Below are 20,755 nucleotides of genomic sequence, written 5' to 3' on the forward strand. Positions count from 1 at the left end.
CGCGCCGGCCTTTCAGAATGCCCGGACGGGGGCCAAGGCCCCCTTTTCAGCATCCGGCCAAAGCCCGGCGGGCAAAGCGGAAAATGGCTTTTCAGATCAAGGATCAGCCAAAGAACGCGCGCGGCGCAATGTCCCTGCGATCTTGCAGCATCACGGACCCGCCACGCCCGCGCCTGCAGGTCACACCACCACATCCATCGCTTGCTGCGGGCCCACGCCGAACACGCGCTTGTAGCGGTCGATCTCGGTCTGCGGGCCCATCGCCTTGTTGGGGTTGTCCGACAGCTTCACCGTCGGCCGCCCGTTCGCCGCCACCGCCTTGCAGACCAAGGAGAACGGCGCAAGGCGGTTGTCGGATACCAGCCCGCGAAAGTCATTCGTCAGCATGGTGCCCCAGCCAAAGCTGACCCGCACCCGCCCCGCGAATTGCTGCTGCAACTGGATGATCGTATCCACATCCAGCCCGTCGGAAAAGATCACCAGCTTTTCGCGCGGGTCTTCGCCCCGGTCATGCCACCATTTGATCGCGCGTTCCGCCCCCAACGCGGGGTCGCCGCTGTCGATGCGGATGCCGGTCCAGCCTGACAGCCAGTCGGGGGCCTTGTCCAGAAACCCCTGCGTGCCGAACGTGTCGGGCAAGATCATGCGCAGGTTGCCGTCATGCTCCTCGTGCCAATCGGCCAGCACCTGATAGGGTGCCTGCGCCAGTTCGGCATCCGTCTCGGCCAGCGCGGCATAGACCATGGGCAGTTCATGCGCATTGGTGCCGATCGCCTCGACCTCGCGCCGCATGGCGATCAGACAGTTCGAGGTGCCCGCGAAACTGCTGCCCAACCCTTCCTGCATCGCTTGCACGCACCAGTCCTGCCACATGAAGCTGTGCCGCCGCCGCGTGCCGAAATCGGCCACGCGCAAACCGTCGAGGCTGCGCAGCCGTTCGACCTTTTCCCACAGCTTTGTCATGGCGCGGGCATACAGCACCTGAAGCTCGAACCGGCCCATGTCCTTCAGGACTGCGCGCCCGCGCAATTCCATCAGCACGGCCAGCGCGGGAATTTCCCACAGCATCACCTCGGGCCACGACCCCTCGAACGTCAGCTCATACTGGTCGCCGACGCGCTCCAGGTGATAGGGCGGCAGGCGCAGCGCCTCGAACCATTCCATGAAATCAGAGCGGAACATCTGACGTTTGCCATAGAAGGTATTGCCCCGCAAAAAGGTGCTTTCGCCCCGCGACAGGGAAAGGGACCGGATGTGATCCAGCTGTTCGCGCAGCTCTCCCTCATCGACCAGCTTGGCCAGCGGCACATGGCTGGACCGGTTGATCAGGCTGAAGGTCACAATGGTGTCGCGTCGGTTGCGAAACACCGACTGACACATCAGCAGCTTGTAGAAATCGGTGTCGATCAGCGACCGCACGATGGGGTCGATCTTCCATTTGTGGTTATAGACGCGCGACGCGATATCGACCATGCTCAGCCCTCCAGCACAACACCGGCGGCGCGCATCGCGTCCAGCGCGGCGGCCTTTGATCCGTCAAGGTCGATCGCGCGACACAGATCGGTGCGTACCGTGACGTGGTACCCCAGGCGCGCAGCATCAAGGGCCGAGTAATTCACGCAAAAATCCAGCGCCAGCCCCGCCAGCGTCAGATGCGTCACCCCGCGCGCGCGCAGGTAGCCGTCCAGCCCGGTGGTGGTGGTGCGGTCATTCTCAAAGAACGCCGAGTAACTGTCGATCCCGCGCCGGAACCCCTTGCGGATGATCAGATCACCCCGGTCGGTATCCAGATCGGCATGAAACGCTGCGCCATGGCTGCCCTGCACGCAATGATCCGGCCACAGCACCTGCGGGCCATAGGGCATGTCAACCATTTCCATCGGCGCGCGGCCCGGGTGCTGGCTGGCGAAGGATGCATGGTCGGCGGGGTGCCAGTCCTGGGTCAGCACGCGCACCGGCGCGCCGTGCAGCAGCGCGTTGATGCCCGCAACCACCGCGTCGCCGCCCGGCACGGCCAGCGCGCCGCCGGGGCAAAAGTCGTTCTGCACGTCGATGACGATCAGGGCAGGGGTCGCATCAGGGCGTTCGGGCATGGGGGCCTCGGGTCAGTTTCAGGGCAGGCAGCACTTGGGTAAGGTCATGCCGCCCGCGCGTCAATGGGCAAGGCTATGGCGCCGCGTTTGCGGTAACGCCGCGCGCGCGCGGCCGCACGGGTGCTTCACGGGTGCTTCACGGGTGCTTGCGGCTTGCACGGCGGGGCAGTAAATACGCCCCCATGTTCACCGTTGCCGCGCTTTACCACTTCACCCGGTTTGACGACCCCGCCGCCCTGCGCGGGCCGCTTCTGGCGTGCTGCACCGCAGGCGGCGTGCGCGGGTCTCTTCTGATTGCGCCCGAAGGCATCAACGGCACCATTGCGGGCACCCGCGCCGGGATCGACGCCGCGCTGGCGCATATCCGCGCCCTGCCGGGCTGTGACGGGCTGATCTGGAAGGAAAGCCCTGCCGAGGTTCTGCCCTTCGGCCGCATGAAGGTCCGCCTGAAGCGCGAGATCGTGACCATGGGCCAGCCTGATGTCGACCCGCTTGCGGGCACCGGGCATTACGTCGACCCCGCCGACTGGAATGCCCTGATCAGCGCCCCCGATGTCGCCGTGATCGACACGCGCAACGATTACGAGGTCGCCATCGGCACCTTTCAGGGCGCGATCGACCCCGAAACCCGTGCCTTCGGCGCGTTTCCGGCGTGGTGGGAGGCCAATCGCCACCGCTTCCACAATAAACGCATCGCGATGTTCTGCACTGGTGGGATCCGGTGCGAGAAGTCGACCAACTACCTCCTGCAACAGGGCGTCGAAGAGGTGTATCATCTGCGCGGCGGCATCCTGAAGTATCTGGAAGAGGTGCCGCAGGACCAAAGCCTGTGGGAGGGCGCGTGTTTCGTCTTCGATCAGCGCGTTTCCGTCGGCCACGGCCTGCGCCCGGCGGATCATGCGATGTGCCACGCCTGCCGTCGCCCGCTGACCCCCGCTGACCGCGATCATCCGCTGTATGAGGCGGGCGTGTCGTGCCACCATTGCCACGCGGAATATGACGACGCCCGGCGCGACCGCTTCCGCGAACGCCAACGCCAGATCGCGCTGGCGGAAGCGCGCGGCGACCGCCATCTGGGCGCAGAGCACTGAGCAACGCGGCCAGATCGCCAGCAATGCGCGCTACCGCCCTTGGCAAAAATTACGCAAGATCGAGGACGGGACCATCAAGAAGCTGCATCAGATCTCCGAAATACCCTTCGGATCGCGCCGGCTGGGTCGGATCGGAAGTGATCGCCACGGCAAGGTTTCTGCCACGATGCGCGGCGATGATCTGCCCGCCGTATCCTCTGGCAAGGACATAACCGGAGGGTGACAAGAACCAGCCATAGCCATACGAAAGCCCGGACCATGGCGACCGCGCACGCGGTTGGACAGAGGCGTCAATCCAGGATTGCGGAACAACCTGGCGGCCTTTGAACTGGCCACCGTCCCGCAGCATGGTCGCAACATCCAGCATGGCTGTCGGGCTCAGCGCCATTTCGTTCCCCCCCAGATAGTATCCCTGCGAGTCGCGCGTCCAGGCCGGAATTTCGATGCCCATGGGGTCGCCAATCCGTGCGCGAGCCTGCGCGAGAAGGCTCTGCCCGGTCGCCTCTGCCAGCGCTGCGCCAAGGATGTGGGTCGACCCCGTCGAGTACAGCATCTGACCGCCCGGGTCTGCGACCATCGGGCGTGTCAACGCGTCAGACAGCCAATCGCGAGAGTTTACCCATGCGCCGTAGTTTGCGCCCGACGTACGCTCCAGCCCGGCACGCAGCGTCACCAGATCCTCAAGCGTAATATCGGCTGCGCCGGGCGTGGCGTCGGTTGGCAGGATGCCGGGTGCAACCTCGCCCAGGGTTGCGGTGACAGAGGGCACGTCGCCGCTGTCGATCGCCGCGCCCAGAAGCAGGGCAACGATGCTTTTGGAGCAAGACTTGATGTTTGCGGGACGATCCAGCCCCCGTCCACGCGGTGCCGCGGCAAACACAACCTCGTCTCCGCGCCGGACCAGAAGCGAATGCAATTGCGACAGACGCCCGATGGCTTCGTTCAGCCCGGTTTCTCCGTTCAGCCCGGTTCCTTCGTTCAGCCTGTCTGTCTGTGCGCGCAGGATATGCGGCAAGGCAAGCGGGGCGGCGGCAGTAATCAAAAATGCGCGGCGTTTCATCATCAGATGTAGATGCGGGAATGGAGGGGGGGTGTCTATATGCCGCTTTGTCACAATCGCGTTGGTCTTTGTCCCTGAAAACCTCAATGTCGGTATCGCGTCGCTTTGGGCTGTATCCCCTCAGCACAGTGTTGGGCATATGATCCGGAATCGTGAGGTTGGGGGGGATGATGGAATGGCTTAACCCACAGGTCATCATGACCTCATGTCTGACACACTGCATTGCTCGCCAGTCGGTGCGCGCATCATCAGGGCTTTCCCCAAACCTTAACACCCCCACCCTCACCGCGCGTATGTATCAAACCCATACCGGATCCATACCGTTTCCAGACTCGCCAAAATCGCCCGAAACCCAATAAATTAACGCGATTCCATCCCCGTCGCAGGCCCGCCCCCCGCCAAACCCATACGCCCGGAAATTAACCCAAACACAACAAAAAGGGGGCCGTTCCCGGCCCCCTGCGTGTCACGCGGCACTGATGCGAAGGCGGATTACTCAGCCGCCTGACGCATCGCCATCATCTCGTACAGGAAGCCTTCCAGTTCCTCCCGCAACTCTTCCCGCGCCAGCCCAAAAGCCACGGTCGCTTGCAGGAATCCGGCTTTCGATCCGCAGTCATAGCGCTGCCCTTCGAACCGGAAGCCGTTGACATTGTTGGATTCCGCGATCTCGCGCGCGATGGCGTCGGTCAGTTGGATCTCGCCGCCCGCGCCCGTGCCGATCTCGCCAAGATGCTGCATGATGCGCGGCGACAGGATGTAGCGGCCAATCGCGGCCAGGTTCGACGGCTGTGTGCCGGGGCTGGGTTTTTCCACCATGGCCTGCACCCGCACCGTCTGGCCCATGGCCGACGGCGTGTCGAGGATCCCATAGCTCGACGCCATTTCGGGTGCCACTTCCATCGCGGCGACCATGTTGCCACCAACCTCGGCGTAAGCCTCAACCATTTGTTTCAAACAGGGTTTTTCGGCGGCGATCACGTCATCTGGCAACAAGACCGCAAAGGGTTCGTCCTTGATCAGATGCCGCGCGCACCACACCGCATGGCCCAGTCCCAGCGCCTGATGCTGGCGCACATACGCAATCGCACCGCTGTCCATGTTGGTGGCTTCGAGCGTCTTCAGCAGCGCGGTTTTCCCCTTGGCCCGCAGGCTGGATTCCAGTTCCGGGGCGCGGTCGAAGTAATCCTCCAGCGCGCCCTTGCCGCGCGAGGTGACGAAGATGAATTCGGTGATCCCGGCCTCGCGCGCCTCGTCGATCGCGTATTGGATCAGCGGACGGTCGACCAGCGTCATGATTTCTTTCGGGACCGATTTGGTCGCGGGCAGAAAGCGGGTGCCCATACCGGCGACGGGGAAAATGGCCTTGGTGACTTTATGTTTCATGTCAGTCCCTATGTGGTTTTGTCTGTTGCTGCTCGCGGCGCGTTAACCTCTCGCCGTTGAGGAAAGGAATGCCCCGGGACATGGGCCTCAATGTGGCAGGATATGGCACAAACTGGATGATATTGGGGATTTACCGTGGTTAAGCGAAACAATCCCGGCGGCGGCCGGGGGCATTGTTGCGCGGCGCGGACAGGGTGTCAGGGGCGCAACGGGCGAAGGCGTGCGACCTCGATCGCGGTGCGGGTGCGCAGGGTCTGGCGCAGCGGTACCGGCGTGGCACGGTCTGACCGCCCCCAGAGTCCGCCGGTTTGCAGCCAGTAGCCATCCGGGTGGAAGACATGCCGATGCGGACGCCACGTCGGGCTGAGGCACAGGAGGGTGACGATAGGGGCGCGGGCGCTGGTTTCGAAAACCGGGGATTCGGGCGGACCAGGCGCGCGCATCGCCCGCGCCCGGTCCGCCAGACGGCGTCGCGCCCACGCCCAGCCCACGATGATCTGACCGGGTCGGGGGCCGGTGCCGGGCAAGGGGGCGAAGGGCGGTGGTTGCGTCGTCAAGGGCGGCAGCGGGGCCAGCGGCAGGACGGCACCCGCGGCGATACCTGCCTCCAACCCGGCCATCAGGCGGGGGATGTCGCGTGGCTCCAGCCCGCCGCCGATCAGGTGCCGGATCAGGCGTTTGCGCTGCTGGACCCGCAAATCCGCCAGCGCGGCGTCGTGCTGCGCGGCGGGCGCGTGTTTGCGCAAAAACACCATTTGACTGTGCCCGATGTCGAAAAGGTCGCGCGGCGCGCGGTCTGCGCTGCGGCGAGACGAGGGTTTGACGCCGTGATGCACCTGCGCCAGTGGCACCAGCGCCGTGAACGCGCCGACGGCGGCCAGCCGCATGTTCACATCCGTTTCATCCAGATAGAATGTGTAGGCGGGGTCAAAGCCTCCGATTTCCAGCAGGGTCCGGCGGTCGAACGCCATGTTCGTGCCCTCGGTCCGAATGGCGCCGCCGGGCGGGGGGGGCAGGATGGCCACCGCTGTCCCGTCGATCTGCAAGGCGCGGTCGCGCCCGCAGGCATCCACGGCCTTTGCGCCCCATTGCAGGCTGATGCCATTGCGCCCGCGCACGAAACCGCCCGATGCCAGCGCCGCGCCGTCCAGCACGGGTTGCACCAGCCGCGACAGCCATGTCGGTTCTGCGCAGGCATCATCGTCGATGAAGGCCACGACCTGCCCCGCGGCCAGCCCCAGCCCCAGGTTGCGCGCGGCCGAGATATTGGGCCGGTCGAACGCTTCGACCTTGAGCGCCCCCGCAAACGGCAGGGTTTGCAGCGCGGCGATGCCCTGGGGGCAGGCGACCACGATGACCTCGAACGCCGGGAAATCCTGCTGCGCCAGCGCCAGCAGACACAGGCGCAGCGCTTGCCCGCGGTGTCGGCTGACGATGATGACGCTGACAGGTGCCGCGTCCTTGGTCATCCGTCGGGTACCAGATCCACCCCAGGCGCATGGGCGATGAAGAACGGGTTTTCATAGCCCGGCTTGCCGTAGGTCAGCGGCGTCAGGTCGTCAAACCGCACGACGCTGCCCCCGGCGCCTGTCAGCACCGCATGGCCTGCGGCAGTGTCCCATTCCATCGTGCGGCCCAGCCGGGGATACAGGTCAGCCTCGCCGCCCGCAACCAGACAAAACTTCAGCGATGACCCCGCGCCGGTCATGTCGGCGACGTGGTAGCGGTTGATATAGGCATCTGTTGCCGCATCGCGGTGCGATTTCGAGGCGACGACGATCAGCGCGGCATTGTCGGGTTTTGATACGGCAAGGGGCGTCTGCACGCCGGACGCATCGGGATCGAAGGGGCCGGCCTCTTCGACGCTGGAGCCATCGGCGCGGGTATAGAACATCCGGCCTTTGGCGGGCGCGTAGACCACCCCCCGCACCGGCACGCCGTTTTCGACCAGCGCGATATTGACGGTGAAATCGCCGCGCCGCTGCACGAATTCCTTGGTGCCATCCAACGGATCGACGATGATGAAACGGTCGGCCTGCTGGCTGTGGGTGCCCGCCTGTTCTTCGGTCACAAGAAGGATGTCGGGGAAGGCGGCGGCCAGCCCGGCCGTGATGAGGCGGTCGGCGGCCTCATCGGCTTCGGTCACGGGGCTGGCGTCGGATTTGGTGCGCACATCGAAATCGGGGCGCTGGTAAATTTCCATGATGGTGTCGCCCGCGGCCAGTGCCAGCGTTCTGAACACTGTTTCGATACGGTCGTGGAAGGTCTGGGTCATCAAATTTCCTTAATTGCGGCTATACTGCGGGACAGGCATCATTGTTTGATACCCTTTCCCGTTTTATCATACGGGTGGTGACCGAACTCAAGGACCCCGTTGGGGACGCATTTTCGCAGGAACGCACGGACCATGGCGCAGCAAAAACGGCGCGAACACCCGCTGATCACAATTCTGACGATCATGGAGCTGATTTTTCACTCCTCCGTCAGGTCCATCCGCAAATCGCACAGCAATGCGCTGATCGGGTTGCTGATGAACGTTATCCAGACGGTGCTTCTGGTTGCGGTGTTTTTCATCGTTTTCTCGGTGGTGGGCGGCGGTGCGGCGGCAATCCGGGGCGATTATCTGCTGTTCCTGCTCAGCGGGATTTTCGTCTATATGTGCCATATCAAGGTACTGTCGGCGGTTGTCGGGTCTGAGGGGCCAGCCTCGCCCATGATGAAGCACGCGCCGATGAACACGATCGTGGCGATCGGTGCCGCCGCGCTGGGTGAGCTGTATATCCAGACGCTGTCGCTGGCGGTGGTGTTGCTGCTGTACCACACCGCCTGGACTCCGCTGGAGATCTATCAGCCCGTGGGCTTCTTCGGGATGGTGTTCCTGGGCTGGTTTTCGGGGCTGGCGGTGGGCATGGTGCTGCTGTCGCTGAAGCCCTGGATGCCGCAATCGGTAAAGCTGTTCACGCAGCTTTATTCGCGGCTGAACATGTTTGCCTCGGGCAAGATGTTCGCGGCCAACAGCCTGCCTGCGTTCATGTTGCCCTATTTCACCTGGAACCCGTTGTTCCATATCGTGGATCAGGGACGCGGCTATGCCTTCATCAACTACACCCCGTATCAATCCAGCCTGACCTATCCGATCTATGTGTCGCTGATCTTGCTGATGATCGGGCTGATGGGGGAATTCTATACGCGGCAGCGGGCCTCGGCATCATGGGAGGCAAAGCTGTGAGCCGGGTCTGGGCCTTGGTGCTGGCACTGTGGCTGGTACCTTCCACGCTGTTGGCCGACGGTTTTCCGGCGCTTTATTCCGTTACCGGCGTGCCGTCCGATGATGTGTTGAATGTGCGCGCCTTTCCCGATGCGGACGCGTCCTTGCTGGGCTATCTGGAACCCGGCGCCACGGGGGTGGAGGTCGTGGGCCTGTCAGAAACCGGGCGCTGGGGTCAGGTGAACATGGTGGAACGTGCGGGCTGGGTTTCCATGCATTACATGAAGCGAGACGCGGGCCCGGACTGGTTCAGCGGCGCGGCGCCGTTGTCGTGCCTGGGCACCGAACCTTTCTGGAGCTTCGACGCTGCGTTACCCGGCGCCGGTGTCACTTTTTCCACGCCTGACGGTCAATTTGCGCTGCAAACCCGGCCGGATGCGCTGCCGGGCACCGCCTTTGCGCGCACGCTGGCCCTGCCGCTGCGGGGTGGGGCAGAAGGTATCGCCGTGGTGCGTGCCCAGAGCTGTTTCGACAATATGTCCGACCGTGCCTATGGCCTGTCGGTCCTGTTGTATTTTACCGATACGGCTGCGGGCTATTCAGGATGCTGTCGGCTGCACGGCGGCTAAGGCGCGGCTAACGCTGCGCCCCGCCCCCGCCCACACCCTCGCCAAACGGGCGGGCGTTGGCATCGCGCCGCCGGGCAAGTCTGTTCAAGGCCAGCGGACTGCGCCATTCCTGAGGTCTTGCGGACCGGCGGGACCGGGGCGCCAAAAGGCGGTTGCGCCCTGCGGCTTGGCTGTCAGGGCCAAGGCCCGACAGACAAACCCCGAAAGCGCTGCCTATGCGCTGTGCAGGCGCAGCGACGAAACCCCCAATGCCGCTTGCGCGACCTCGGCGATGGTGTCGGCGTTCAGGCCTGCATCGGCATACATTGCCGCCGGGCTTGCCTGTTCGATGAAGCGGTCGGGCAGGGTCATGGTGCGGATGGCAAGGCCCCGGTCCAACCGGCCGGTGGCCGCCAGATGGTGCAGCACCATGGCGCCGAACCCGCCCTGCGCGCCCTGTTCCACGGTGATGAGGGCCGCGTGATGGTCGGCCAGTTGCGCGATCAGGTCGGTATCCAGCGGCTTGGCGAAACGGGCATCGGCAATGGTGACCGAGATCCCCTTTGCCTCCAGCTGCTGCGCGGCCAGACGACATTCGCTCAGATGCGCGCCAAAGGACAGAAGTGCGACGGTGCTGCCCTCGGCCACGACGCGGCCCTTGCCGATTTCCAGCGGCTGGCCGCGTTCCGGCAATTCTATCCCCGTCCCCTCGCCGCGCGGATAGCGGAAGGCGATGGGGCCCGCGTCATATTCGGCGGCGGTTGCGACCATGTGCATCAGCTCAGCCTCATCGCCCGCCGCCATGACGACAAAACCGGGCAGGTTCGACAGGAAGGCCACGTCGAAACTGCCCGCATGGGTCGCACCATCCGCCCCCACAAGGCCCGCACGGTCGATGGCAAAGCGGACCGGCAGCTTTTGCAGCGCCACGTCATGCACGATCTGGTCATAGCCGCGTTGCAGAAAGGTGGAGTAGATCGCGCAGAACGGTTTCAGTCCGCTGGCGGCCATTCCGGCGGCGAAGGTGACGCCGTGCTGTTCGGCAATGCCCACGTCGAACACCCGTTTGGGAAAGCGCGCGGTCATTGCGTCCAGCCCGGTGCCTGACGGCATGGCCGCCGTCACGGCGACCACGCGGGGGTCGCGCGCGGCCTCTGCCTCCAGCGCCTGGCCGAAGACGGCGGTATAGCTGGGTGCGCCGGGCTTCGATTTCGCCTGCGCGCCGCTGACGACATCGAACTTTCCCACGCCGTGGTATTTGTCGGCCGAGGTTTCAGCGGGTGCGTAGCCCTTGCCCTTTACCGTGCAGCAATGGATCAAGACTGGCCCGGTGGCGCGGGCCTTGGCGGCGCGCAGCACGGACAGAAGCTGCCCCATGTCATGTCCGTCGATCGGGCCGATGTAGGAAAATCCCAGTTCCTCGAACAACGTACCGCCGCCAGGCATGCCGGTGACCAGTTGCCGCGCACGGCGTGCATGGTCCCGCAGTGGGCCGGGCAGGGCGCGTTCAAAGCCGTCCGCGATGTCCTTCAGCGTGCCCAACGGCGTTTCGGTGTAGAGGCCGGACATGTATTTCGACATCGCGCCGACGGGCGGCGCGATGGACATCTCGTTGTCGTTCAAGATGACGAACAGACGTCGACCTTCGGCGCCCGCGTTGTTCATCGCCTCATAGGCCATGCCCGCGCTGATGGCCCCGTCGCCGATCACCGCGATGGCGTCGCCCGTGGATTGCCCCATGTCGCGCCCGACAGTGAATCCCAGCGCGGCCGAGATCGAGGTCGAGCTGTGCGCCGCGCCGAATGGGTCAAAGTCGGATTCGGCGCGTTTGGTGAAGCCCGACAGCCCGCCGCCCTGCCGGAGCGATCGGATACGGTCGCGCCGACCGGTCAGCACCTTGTGCGGGTAACATTGGTGGCCGACATCGAAGATCAGCTTGTCGTGCGGGGTATTGAACACCGCATGCAGCGCCACGGTAAGTTCCACGACCCCAAGGCTGGAGCCCAGATGCCCGCCGGTTTCCGACACGGCGGAAATCACCTCGGCCCGCAACTCATCCGCCACGCGCCCAAGGTCGGCATCGTTCATGCCGCGCAGATCGGACGGGCCTGCAACGCGGTCCAGGGTGGGGGTGTGGGGATGGGTCATCGGGGTGCCTCCTGCACGGGATAAACGGGGCTGTCAGCGAATTTGTCAGCCTGTAAAAGACGCCGTGCGCGGGGTTTCCCCCGGCACGGCGTTAGTTTTCCTGTAGCCAACAGGAAGGGAACCGGGGTGTGGAGACCCCGAATGCCGGACCGAGCGACCGGCCCGAACCCCTGAAAGGGGGGCGGTGGGGAACACCGCCACCGCCTTATTCCGTAGGATAGACGACATCAGTTCCGGTCGTCGCCAGTTCCGGCCAGTCGCTGATCATGTTCGTGCCTTGCAGCGGGCGGTTATACCCTTGGTGGCATGTCGCGCAGGCAACCTTGGCGACATCGCCGTATACCGGGCCCAGGCGGTGTTCGGGGAACACATCTTGCAACGGCAACAGCCATTGGTTGTTCAGCTCTCGCACCATGTCGATCCCCATCAGGGCATTGGCCCATTGCGGGGTGACCTGTGCGGGGTCATAGAACGCGCGGCTGTTGTGGCAGAAGACGCAGTTCACACCCAGCGAGTTGCTGAAGTAGTTCATCAGCGAGAAGGTGCGTTCGGTATTCTGCCATGTCGCCGGGTTGGCATCGGCGCTGCTGACGCGCGGGTCCAGATCGTGGACCTTGATCGAGTTGTCTTCCAGCAGGTACTTTTCCAGCGCGTCCGAGGGAAGCGAGGTATACTGGCTTTGCACGGTGGCAATGTTCTGGTTGGCCGACCAGCCCGCCATGGATTTGGTGACCGGCGTGATCGAGAACCAGACATTGCCGGGCACGTTCTGACCGCGGTGGCAGGTGTAGCAGTTGACCCCCACTTCGCCGTTATACTGAACGTGGCCGATCCATTCGTCGTTGATGGTCTGCGTCATCTGGATCATCGAGCGGGCGACAACCTTCGTATAAAGGTCGTCATCTGCATACAGGCCCTCATTCGCGCCGGCGTGGCAATAAGAACAGCCCGCATCGCCCGCACCGATCCAGTAGGTCATAGACGCCATGAGCCGGTTGAAGTTGGCGTCGGTCAGGTGCCCCAGGACCTGCACGTTCTCATAGATGTCGCCTGCCAGCTCTTCGCCGGGCTCGGGGATCCACGGCTCGGATGAGAAGTAATTCTCGATCGTGGGATCGGGTTGCGCCGCGTCATTGACGAAGCGCACCACTGACATGCCCGTGCCACGCGGGCCGGTCTGAACGCTGTCGGTCGCGTAGGGTTGCCCGAAGGCTACCAGCATCGCCGCGACAAAGACCGCCCCGCCCACAGCGCCGACCAATATGGCCGGGCCGTAGACATCCTTGGGGTTGTCCTTGTTCCATTTGTCGAACCACTTGGGAAACATTACTGACCCCCTGCTTGATAGGCTTCGTAGCCATAGGCGCCGTCATACGAGGGGGCGAACCCCTTTTCGACTGCCCAGAGAAACCAGTTGTCTACAACAGTGCCGGTCAGAAGAATGCCAATCCCGCCCGTGATCGGGGTCAGAACCGCAAACCACCAGGCCCAGCGGTGAATGCCTTCCATCGTGGCGTTGAAGCCCATGGTCCAGCGCCAGAACAGCGCAGCCCGTTCGGTCGCCGTGCCCCGGTCATAGATCTGCTCCAGCTCGCGGTCGCCACCGAAGCGGCTGACGGCCAGAATGGTCGCGCCATGCATGGCAAACAACAGAACCGAGCCATAGAGGAACACGATCGAAAGTGCATGGAACGGGTTATAGTAAAGGTTGCCGTAGCGAATGGAAAACGCCGTGGTCCAGTCAAGGTGCGGGAAGATGCCATAGGGCACAGCTTCGGACCAGGACCCCATCAAGATGGGACGGAACAGGCCCAGCACCAGGAACAGCCAGATCGCTGCAAGGAAAGCCCAGGCGACGTGTTTGCCCATCTTGTGCTGCGCGGCCAGCATATAGGACCGCAGCCACCATGCCATGACCGACACCAGCAAGAAGAAGCCGGCGATGATGAACCAGCCGCCGTCGTTCAGCGGCGGGATGCTGAGGCCGTATTCCGGGCTGGGCGGTTCCAGCGACAGCCAGAACAATTGCCGGATGAACTGCACGATGGACCAGTCGACCTGTGCCAGCATGTTCAGTCCGACGATGATGAACCACATGGTGCCGGTGGCGATGCTGATGACCCCCATCATGCCCAGATGGATCGGACCCAGCTGCGCGTTGCCCAGCCACCCGATGAGGGAAGAGAAGAAGGGCGTGCCCCCCCGCTCTGCCATCATCTTGTTTTCGTTGTCGGTGCCCCATTCAGGGACGCCCTGAACCTGCACCTGAGTGAAGATGTTCTGATACTCGGGCCGGATCATTGCAGTGCCCCCCTGTTGATGGCAGCCGCATCCATTGCTTCGCGGCCGGTCACGGCGTCACCCATGGGCCAGATCGGCAGATCCAGCCACCAGTTCCACCATTCTGGCCAGCCCGCGGTCCAGAGCGGCCCGGAAATTACGATACAGATTGCGGACCAGAACCCTGCGTTCAGCGCCAGCAAAAGCCCCACGCGGTGGATGCCCAGCGTACCGACCGAATAGCCGATGAAATCGCGAAAGAACGTGTCTTCATGGTCAGGCGTGAGGGCGGTTTCGCCCTTCGGCGGGTTGGCGGCCGACAGGACCAACGCCCCGTGCAGCGCCAGGGCCAGCGTGGTGGTGAAGAAGAAGGTCACCGCCAGCATGTGCGCCGGGTTGTAGTGGAAGTGCAGATACGCGTAGCCCGTGTTGCTGACCCAATCCAGGTGGCTGAAGATGCCATAGGGGAAAGCATGGCCCCAGGCGCCCATCAGTACCGGGCGGATCACCACCAGTGTCACATAGGCAAAGATCGCGAAGGCAAAGGCAAAGGGCACATGATAGCCCATGCCCAGCTTGCGGCAGATCTCGACCTCGCGCAGTGCCCAGCTGACAAAGGCACCGATCGCGCAGATCGTGATGATCTGCCACAGCCCGCCCTCCATCAGGGGGGCCATGCCCAGACCGTAGGACAGGTCCGGCGGTGCGATGTTAATCAGCCAGGGATTCCAGGTGCCGCCCTGCGACGCCCCCCAGAAAATCAACACCGTTCCCAGAACGGCAAAGAAGGCGGTCGTGACACCGAAGAAGCCCACATAGAAGGGGCCTACCCAGAAATCAAAAAGATCGCCGCCTACCAGCGTCCCTCCGCGGACGCGATATTTTCGTTCGAAACTCAGCAATGCCATGCGTTTAACTCCGCTAGTGGCGGCCTTGCCGCCCGAACTATTAAGTTATTGACGGGATTTCCCGTCCGGGCCGTCAGCCGTCGTATCTTGCTTTTGGTCTTGTCTTGGTTCTTGTTTGGTATGCTGCGGGCGGTCCGGACCGCCCGCGGCGATGGTATCGGCGCCAGCAGCCCCCGCATGGGGGGCCGCCGCCGGTATCACATCCCGCCTGCGCGGGCTGCGTTTTCAAACCAGTTCAGGCCCGAGCTGAGCACGACCAGGTGGATCATGACGGCCAGCAAGAACAGGAACACGCCCTGAGCGACGAACACGCGGCGCGGATCGAAGATCAGCCAGATTTTGTAAAATTTAGCCATTTGTTATGTTCCCTTCAGAACCACGGGCGCCAGATGTAAGTTGCGATGTGTGCCACGACGGCCACGGCTGAAAACAGCCAAAGCCCGCTCATGTACACCGAGTGCAACTCCTGCGCCTGCTCATCGGTAAGACCTGTGAAAGACAGATCAGTTTTATCAGCCATGATAACCTCCAAAAGGTAGACTGATGCCGCGCACCCCGGCGGCCAGGCCCCGGCGCAACCTCATGCTGCGCCGGCAATTCGCCCCACCGGGGGGAAGGGCGAACCAGTCATCCCGACCCTTTCAGGCCGAGAATATCGCGGGCGTGATGATCCGCGCCTGGCTCCAGGCGCGGGCAACAGGCCCTTTTTCGGGGATGGCACCGCTTTTGATCATCGCCAGTGCCCAAGTCAGGGTCGCCAGCGGCAGCGTTGCCAGGAAAATGATCGCAAAGTAGACGCGAAACTCGGCTTTGCTTTCACGTTTTACGCGCGGCAGGCCGTTTGAGGTAAAGTCAGTCATCGTGTCCCTCCTTCAATGATTGGGTCACTTTGCCGGGGCGACAGCGCCTCGACTGTTTCCAGAACCACACGTTCGGCACCTTGGGCGAGGGCGGCTTTCTCGGCCGCGTCACGCAGGGATTTTGCCGCTGAAATGCGGGTCAGAATGGGATGCTGTGCCACAATCCGGTCGAGGGCGGCTTGCGCATCCTCATCCCAGGGAAAGTCGCGGCGCAGGGTTGTGGGGGTGGCGTCGGCGGCGTCCATTTCCGAGCCGAGCGGCAGGATATGGAACAGCGCGTCAAAGAGGCTGTTGCAGACTTCCTGCACCAGATAGGTCGCGCCGGCGTAGCCCATGAAGGGCGTGCCGGTATGGCGCCGGATCGCCGCGCCGGGGAAACCGGCGGGGATGAATGTCGGGCGCGGGCCGTGGCCTGCCGACATCTCGGCCATGTAGATCTTCTCATTGATCGACCCGAACACCACCAGCGGGCGTTTCGCGTGCATCAACGCGCGGACCTCGTTGTTGTTGGTCTTCTTGCCGCGCACACGGGCCACTGCAAACGCGCACGAGAAACCAAGGTCAGTTTCCAGAAAATTCCGGATGCCGCGCGCGTAGGTTTCTGTGGACACGACCGCGAAGCTGGCCGTGGCAAAGAAATCTTGCGTGACGCTGCGCCACAGGTCCCAGACGGGTTTGATGGTCGAATGCTTCTCGCGGGCGATGAACGGTTCCGGGTCCAGGCCCAGCATCTCGCCCAGGGTGCGCAAGAACCGCGTGGTCGATTCAATCCCGATGGGGGCCTGAAGATACGGTTTGCCCAGACATTCCGCCAGACCGCGGCCAAATTCGCGGTACATGACGATGTTCACATCGGCATTCACCAGCTTGTTCATATCGGCCAGATGCGCGCCCAGCGGCATCACCATGTTCAGTTCCGCCCCGATGCCTTCGACCAGACGCTGGATTTCGGCAAGATCGGATGGCATGTTGAAGACGCCGTACATCGGGCCCAGAATGTTGACGCGGGGCTTTGCACCTTCCTCGCGCTTGGTCTCCTTTGGCATCCTGCCCTTGGTCATGCCAAATTCGGTAAACAGCCATGTCATTGCACGGTCGGCGGCTTCCCATTGATCTTCGTCGATGGTGCGCGGCAGGAAACGCTGGATGTTGGTGCCCTGCGGTGTCACGCCGCCGCCGATCATCTCGGCGATGGAACCCGTGACGACCACGGCGGGCAGCGCAGGATCAAGGGTTTCCCAGGCGCGTTTCATTGCATCCTCGGTGCCTTTGCCCATTTCATCCTCGGACAGGCCGGTGACGACGATGGGCAATTCATGCGGCGGTAGCGCGTCGGTATAGTGCAGCACCGAGGTGACGGGCAGGTTTTCACAGCCAACCGGGCCGTCGATGACAACCTGCAAGCCCTTGACGGCGGTGAAGCAGTAGACTGCCCCCCAATAGCCGCCAGCGCGATCATGATCCTGTATCAGCATCAGATCATTTCCTCGGCTTTGCGAGCGCGGGCCTGTTTGTCGAGTTTCTTCTGATGCAGGGCGCGGAATTGCGGCTGCACGTTCGGGGTCCCTGTCCAGACACCGGCCGTGTCGCCGCTACCCACACCTTCGAAGAATTCGCGCATGTGATCCATCCGGGCCTTGTTGCCCATCGCGGCGTTGACGACTTCTTGCAGGCTGCCCGCACCGGCCACGCCCATCAGGGGGCGCGCGGAGATCAGGTTGGTGAAGTAAAGCGCGGGGATGCCCAGTTCCTTCGCCTTCTGCACCACAGGGGTGGTGCCGATAGCCAGATCGGGGCGGATCGCTTCCATCGCCGCGCAATCGTCTTGCAGGCTGGCGCGGTATTTGACGGTGACGCCGCGCGCCTCCAGCCATTCCTTGTCAGCGCGCGATTGTTCGGTGTTGAAACAGGCGGTGCCGACATAGGGCACATTCGCGCCAGATTCGATCAGCAGACGCGCGACCAGCAATTCGCTGCCCTCATAGCCCGAAAGGGTGATCGTGCCCTTGATCGGTGTTGCGGCAAGCGCGCCCTTGATCGCGGGCAGGAAGGCGTTTTGCGCGGCGGCAATTCGCGCGGCGGGAACATTGAAGGCATCGCCGATGTTTTGCAGCCAGGCGGCGGTGCCGTCATGGCCCACTGGCGCGCTGCCGACAATCGCGCGGCCCGCAGCGGTGAATTCGCGCATCGCGGCGGTGTAGAACGGGTGAATCGCGGCGGCGACCCCACAATCCAGCGCGGCGTACAGTTCCCGCCATTCGCGACAGGGTACGACCGGGCCTGCGGCCAGACCCATGGGGGCAAGCATCGCGCCGATCATCATCGGGTCGGCGGGGAACATCTCGCCCAGCAGGGCCACGGTGGGGCGGTCGGATTTCCCTGCGGCGGGGCGGGGCACCGGGCCTGCCTCGGCTTCCTTGCGGGCGTAGTTGAGCATCGCACCAGCCAGCACATCCTTGGCTTCCGCGTGGGTGGGTATGCCAAAGCCGGGCACATCAATGCCGATGATGCGCACGCCGTTGATCTGGTCGGGCAGCAGGCGCAGCGGCACGCCGCTGGCGGTCGGAACGCACAGATTGGTGACGACGATGGCATCATAACGGTCGGGATCAGCCATCTCATGCACGGCGTCGCGGATGTCCTCGAACAGTTTGCCGGTCACGAGGGATTCCGAGTTGAAAGGCACATAGCCCACGCTGCGGCGCGCGCCGTAGAAATGCGAAACAAACGTCAGGCCATAGACGCAGCAGGCGGACCCCGAAAGCATCGTGCCGACGCGGCGCATCCGCAGACCGACGCGCAGCGAGCCAAACGCGGGGCACATGCTTTGCGGTTGATCGTGCGGGCCGACGGGGTAGTCGGCGGCGTATTTGTCCAGGATCTCGGACTTTCCGGCCATGCGCGCGGCATGGTCCATCGCGGTTTTCGACTGACAGCCCATCCCCTCGGCGCTGACAGCACCGACCGGCGCGCCAACCTTTTCGGCGTCGGACGGGTCGCGGTCGCGCCCCGTCAGAACCGGGGTGGTCGCTGCCGCGTCATAGCTGACTTCGCCGCTGTGGGGATCAGATGTCATCGTAAACAACCTCCAGCGATTCGCGGACGATGGCGTTCTTGCCGCGCATGTCCTGATCCGTGGCGGGCACCAGCACATAGTCGCCGCCGGTGTCCTTGGCGTCGAACAGGTCCAGAAGCTGGTCCTGGTTCAACGGCGCAGGGCGGACCGGGGGGGCAATGCCCACAGCCTCGGCCAGTTCCTTGAACATGCCGCCCCATTGGGATTTCATCGTGCCAACGATATGATAATTCGCAGATTTCTTGCGCAGATCGTCATCGGCAGGGATGGCGGACAGGACGGGGATATTCACCGCCTTGGCAAAGGCCTGCGCCTCGCCGGTGCCGTCATCCTTGTTGATGACAAGGCCCGCGACCCCGACATTGCCGCCCAGACGGCGGAAGTATTCGACGGCGGAACAGACGTTGTTGGCGACATACAGCGATTGCAGGTCGTTCGAGGCGACCAGGATCACCTTTTGCGCCATGTCCCGCGCGATGGGCAGGCCAAAGCCGCCGCAAACCACATCACCAAGGAAGTCGAGCAGCACATAGTCGAAATCCCAGTCGTGGAAGCCCAGCTTTTCCAGCAGCTCGAACCCGTGGATGATCCCGCGTCCGCCGCAACCCCGGCCCACTTCCGGCCCGCCAAGCTCCATCGCGAACACACCGTCGCGTTTGAAGCAGACGTCGCCGATCTTGACCTCTTCCCCCGCCAGCTTCTTCTTGCCCGAGGTTTCGATGATCGTCGGGCAGGCTTTGCCGCCGAACAAAAGGCTGGTGGTGTCGGATTTCGGGTCGCAACCGATCAGCAGCACGCGCTTGCCCTGCTCGGCCATCATGCACGAAAGATTCGCGAGTGTGAAAGACTTGCCGATGCCGCCCTTGCCGTAGATCGCGATGATCTGTGTCTTGCTGGTGGGCGGACCCTGCGGCACTTCCAGCGAGGGTTCTTCATGCGCCTCATCACGCAGGCGCTGATCGAAATCTTTGAGGTTCGGGATATCAAGGGTCATGCGGCGTTCTTCCAGTTCAGGATCATTTTCAGGCAGGCCGGATCATTGAACGCGGTCTCATACGCCGGTCCGGCATCGGCCACGGTGCTTTGATGGGTGATCAGTCCGCCCAGCGATAGCGCACCGCTGTCGATCAGCGCGCGGGTCGCTGCCAGATCATCGCGGGTCCATTCGGCTGCGATGCGGAACCGGGCTTCTTTCATGAAGGCGGGTGGGAAAGCGAATTGCAAAGGCTGGGTGTAGAAGCCCGCCAGTACGATCTCGCCGCCCTTTTGCAGGCGCATGATCAGGCTGTTGAGCAGGTCGCCATTGCCCGAGGCATCGTAGATCGCGCGGTAATCGCGGCGCGGGTCGGCATCGGGGTGGATAACCTCATAGCCCTGCGCGCCAGCACTGCGGCCCGTGTCGATTTCCCAGACAGTGGGCGCGGGGCCACCTGCGGCGACCGTCAGCCGCGCCAGCAGACGCCCCAGAACACCGTGCCCGACAATCAGATCGGGCAGGGCGCAGTTGAAGCCTGCCAGTGCGTGGCGCGCGGTCGCGGCCAAAGCCAGCAGCGCGCCTTCGGCCCCAAGGCCGGGATCGATGCGGGTGACGCGGCCCGCGTCAGTGATCAGCAATTCAGCGGCGCCGCCAAACAGGCCCTTCACATCCGCGTAGCAATTCGCGCCGGGCACGAAGACCCTTTCGCCAACTTTGAAGCCGGTTTCGGCACCAGCCTCGACAACTTCGCCGGCCGATTCGTACCCGGGGACCAGCGGGTAGCCCATGCCTGGAAACGGCGGCATGTCGCCGGACCAGAACAGTTTCTCGGTCCCGGTGGAGATGCCCGAATGCGTCACGCGCACCACCAGATCATTGGCGCCGGGGGTATTGAGCGTGACTGGGGCCACGAATAAGTCGCGCGGGCCGTTCAGCACCACTGCCTTGGTTTCCATGATTTCCCCCCTTTCGCCAGGTCTTCGCGTCGGCATTCCGAGACTCGGATTCAAGATGCGTTACGGATTAGTGTATATGTAAGTTTTGATTTACACTAGTACCTG

General features: G+C 63.4%; 20 protein-coding genes. 3 read left to right on the top strand and 17 right to left on the bottom strand.

Going from position 1 to position 20,755, the window contains the following annotated elements; genetic code table 11:
- Positions 1-180 precede the first annotated feature (180 nt).
- Positions 181-1,473 (bottom strand): nicotinate phosphoribosyltransferase, encoded by a 1,293-nt coding sequence (gene pncB / locus H9529_RS12125; protein ID WP_092884621.1) that lies wholly within the window; start codon positions 1,471-1,473, stop codon positions 181-183.
- Positions 1,474-1,475: 2 nt separating this feature from the next.
- Positions 1,476-2,093 (bottom strand): bifunctional nicotinamidase/pyrazinamidase, encoded by a 618-nt coding sequence (gene pncA / locus H9529_RS12130; protein WP_092884623.1) that lies wholly within the window; start codon positions 2,091-2,093, stop codon positions 1,476-1,478.
- A gap of 182 nt (positions 2,094-2,275) precedes the next feature.
- Here pncA and trhO point away from each other — a divergent pair, with 182 nt between their 5' ends.
- Complete coding sequence (trhO, locus tag H9529_RS12135; RefSeq protein WP_092884625.1) at positions 2,276-3,184, top strand: oxygen-dependent tRNA uridine(34) hydroxylase TrhO; 909 nt, start codon at positions 2,276-2,278, stop codon at positions 3,182-3,184.
- A 49-nt stretch (positions 3,185-3,233) separates the two neighbouring features.
- Here trhO and H9529_RS12140 read toward each other — a convergent pair whose 3' ends face one another.
- The 4 genes from H9529_RS12140 to cysQ form a co-directional block, all read right to left on the bottom strand.
- A complete protein-coding gene (locus H9529_RS12140) occupies positions 3,234-4,247 on the bottom strand; it encodes a serine hydrolase domain-containing protein (RefSeq protein ID WP_092884627.1) in 1,014 nt (337 codons plus the stop codon).
- Positions 4,248-4,736: 489 nt separating this feature from the next.
- Entirely contained in the window at positions 4,737-5,630 is an 894-nt protein-coding gene (galU, locus tag H9529_RS12145; protein ID WP_092884629.1) for a UTP--glucose-1-phosphate uridylyltransferase GalU, read from the bottom strand.
- 197 nt (positions 5,631-5,827) lie between these two features.
- On the bottom strand, positions 5,828-7,099 hold the full coding sequence (locus tag H9529_RS12150) for a glycosyltransferase family 2 protein (RefSeq protein ID WP_092884631.1): 1,272 nt from the start codon (positions 7,097-7,099) through the stop codon (positions 5,828-5,830).
- Positions 7,096-7,905, bottom strand: coding sequence for a 3'(2'),5'-bisphosphate nucleotidase CysQ (gene cysQ / locus H9529_RS12155; protein WP_092884633.1), 810 nt, complete (start codon positions 7,903-7,905; stop codon positions 7,096-7,098). Before cysQ ends, H9529_RS12150 begins: the two co-directional genes overlap by 4 nt.
- Before the next feature lie 132 nt (positions 7,906-8,037).
- Between cysQ and H9529_RS12160 the strand changes: the two genes are divergently transcribed.
- Both H9529_RS12160 and H9529_RS12165 read left to right on the top strand, forming a co-directional pair.
- Positions 8,038-8,859, top strand: a complete 822-nt coding sequence (locus tag H9529_RS12160) for an ABC transporter permease (protein WP_092884634.1) — start codon at positions 8,038-8,040, stop codon at positions 8,857-8,859.
- The gene (locus tag H9529_RS12165) at positions 8,856-9,467 is read left to right on the top strand and encodes an SH3 domain-containing protein (RefSeq protein WP_092884635.1); all 612 of its coding nucleotides are present in this window, start codon (positions 8,856-8,858) and stop codon (positions 9,465-9,467) included. The genes H9529_RS12160 and H9529_RS12165 overlap by 4 nt, the downstream gene beginning before the upstream one ends.
- 213 nt (positions 9,468-9,680) lie before the next feature.
- Here H9529_RS12165 and dxs read toward each other — a convergent pair whose 3' ends face one another.
- The 11 genes from dxs to bchC form a co-directional block, all read right to left on the bottom strand.
- Complete coding sequence (dxs, locus tag H9529_RS12170; RefSeq protein ID WP_092884637.1) at positions 9,681-11,594, bottom strand: 1-deoxy-D-xylulose-5-phosphate synthase; 1,914 nt, start codon at positions 11,592-11,594, stop codon at positions 9,681-9,683.
- Between the two features lie 205 nt (positions 11,595-11,799).
- Entirely contained in the window at positions 11,800-12,921 is a 1,122-nt protein-coding gene (gene pufC, locus H9529_RS12175; protein ID WP_092884639.1) for a photosynthetic reaction center cytochrome PufC, read from the bottom strand.
- Entirely contained in the window at positions 12,921-13,895 is a 975-nt protein-coding gene (gene pufM / locus H9529_RS12180; protein WP_092884641.1) for a photosynthetic reaction center subunit M, read from the bottom strand. Before pufM ends, pufC begins: the two co-directional genes overlap by 1 nt.
- Positions 13,892-14,782: a photosynthetic reaction center subunit L gene (gene pufL / locus H9529_RS12185; protein WP_223814157.1), complete on the bottom strand. Its 891-nt coding sequence runs from the start codon at positions 14,780-14,782 to the stop codon at positions 13,892-13,894. Before pufL ends, pufM begins: the two co-directional genes overlap by 4 nt.
- 197 nt (positions 14,783-14,979) lie before the next feature.
- The gene (gene pufA / locus H9529_RS12190) at positions 14,980-15,138 is read right to left on the bottom strand and encodes a light-harvesting antenna LH1, alpha subunit (protein WP_092884643.1); all 159 of its coding nucleotides are present in this window, start codon (positions 15,136-15,138) and stop codon (positions 14,980-14,982) included.
- Positions 15,139-15,152: 14 nt separating this feature from the next.
- The gene (pufB, locus tag H9529_RS12195) at positions 15,153-15,302 is read right to left on the bottom strand and encodes a light-harvesting antenna LH1, beta subunit (RefSeq protein ID WP_092885331.1); all 150 of its coding nucleotides are present in this window, start codon (positions 15,300-15,302) and stop codon (positions 15,153-15,155) included.
- 121 nt (positions 15,303-15,423) lie between these two features.
- Positions 15,424-15,642 (bottom strand): cytochrome PufQ, encoded by a 219-nt coding sequence (gene pufQ, locus H9529_RS12200; RefSeq protein WP_092884645.1) that lies wholly within the window; start codon positions 15,640-15,642, stop codon positions 15,424-15,426.
- Positions 15,639-17,117, bottom strand: coding sequence for a chlorophyllide a reductase subunit Z (gene bchZ / locus H9529_RS12205; RefSeq protein WP_092884646.1), 1,479 nt, complete (start codon positions 17,115-17,117; stop codon positions 15,639-15,641). Before bchZ ends, pufQ begins: the two co-directional genes overlap by 4 nt.
- Positions 17,117-18,718 (bottom strand): chlorophyllide a reductase subunit Y, encoded by a 1,602-nt coding sequence (gene bchY / locus H9529_RS12210; protein ID WP_092884648.1) that lies wholly within the window; start codon positions 18,716-18,718, stop codon positions 17,117-17,119. The genes bchZ and bchY overlap by 1 nt, the downstream gene beginning before the upstream one ends.
- Complete coding sequence (locus H9529_RS12215; protein WP_092884650.1) at positions 18,708-19,712, bottom strand: chlorophyllide a reductase iron protein subunit X; 1,005 nt, start codon at positions 19,710-19,712, stop codon at positions 18,708-18,710. The genes bchY and H9529_RS12215 overlap by 11 nt, the downstream gene beginning before the upstream one ends.
- The gene (bchC, locus tag H9529_RS12220; RefSeq protein ID WP_092884652.1) at positions 19,709-20,650 is read right to left on the bottom strand and encodes a chlorophyll synthesis pathway protein BchC; all 942 of its coding nucleotides are present in this window, start codon (positions 20,648-20,650) and stop codon (positions 19,709-19,711) included. The genes H9529_RS12215 and bchC overlap by 4 nt, the downstream gene beginning before the upstream one ends.
- Positions 20,651-20,755 lie beyond the last annotated feature (105 nt).

This window comes from Roseicitreum antarcticum, assembly GCF_014681765.1.
GTDB lineage: Bacteria > Pseudomonadota > Alphaproteobacteria > Rhodobacterales > Rhodobacteraceae > Roseicitreum > Roseicitreum antarcticum.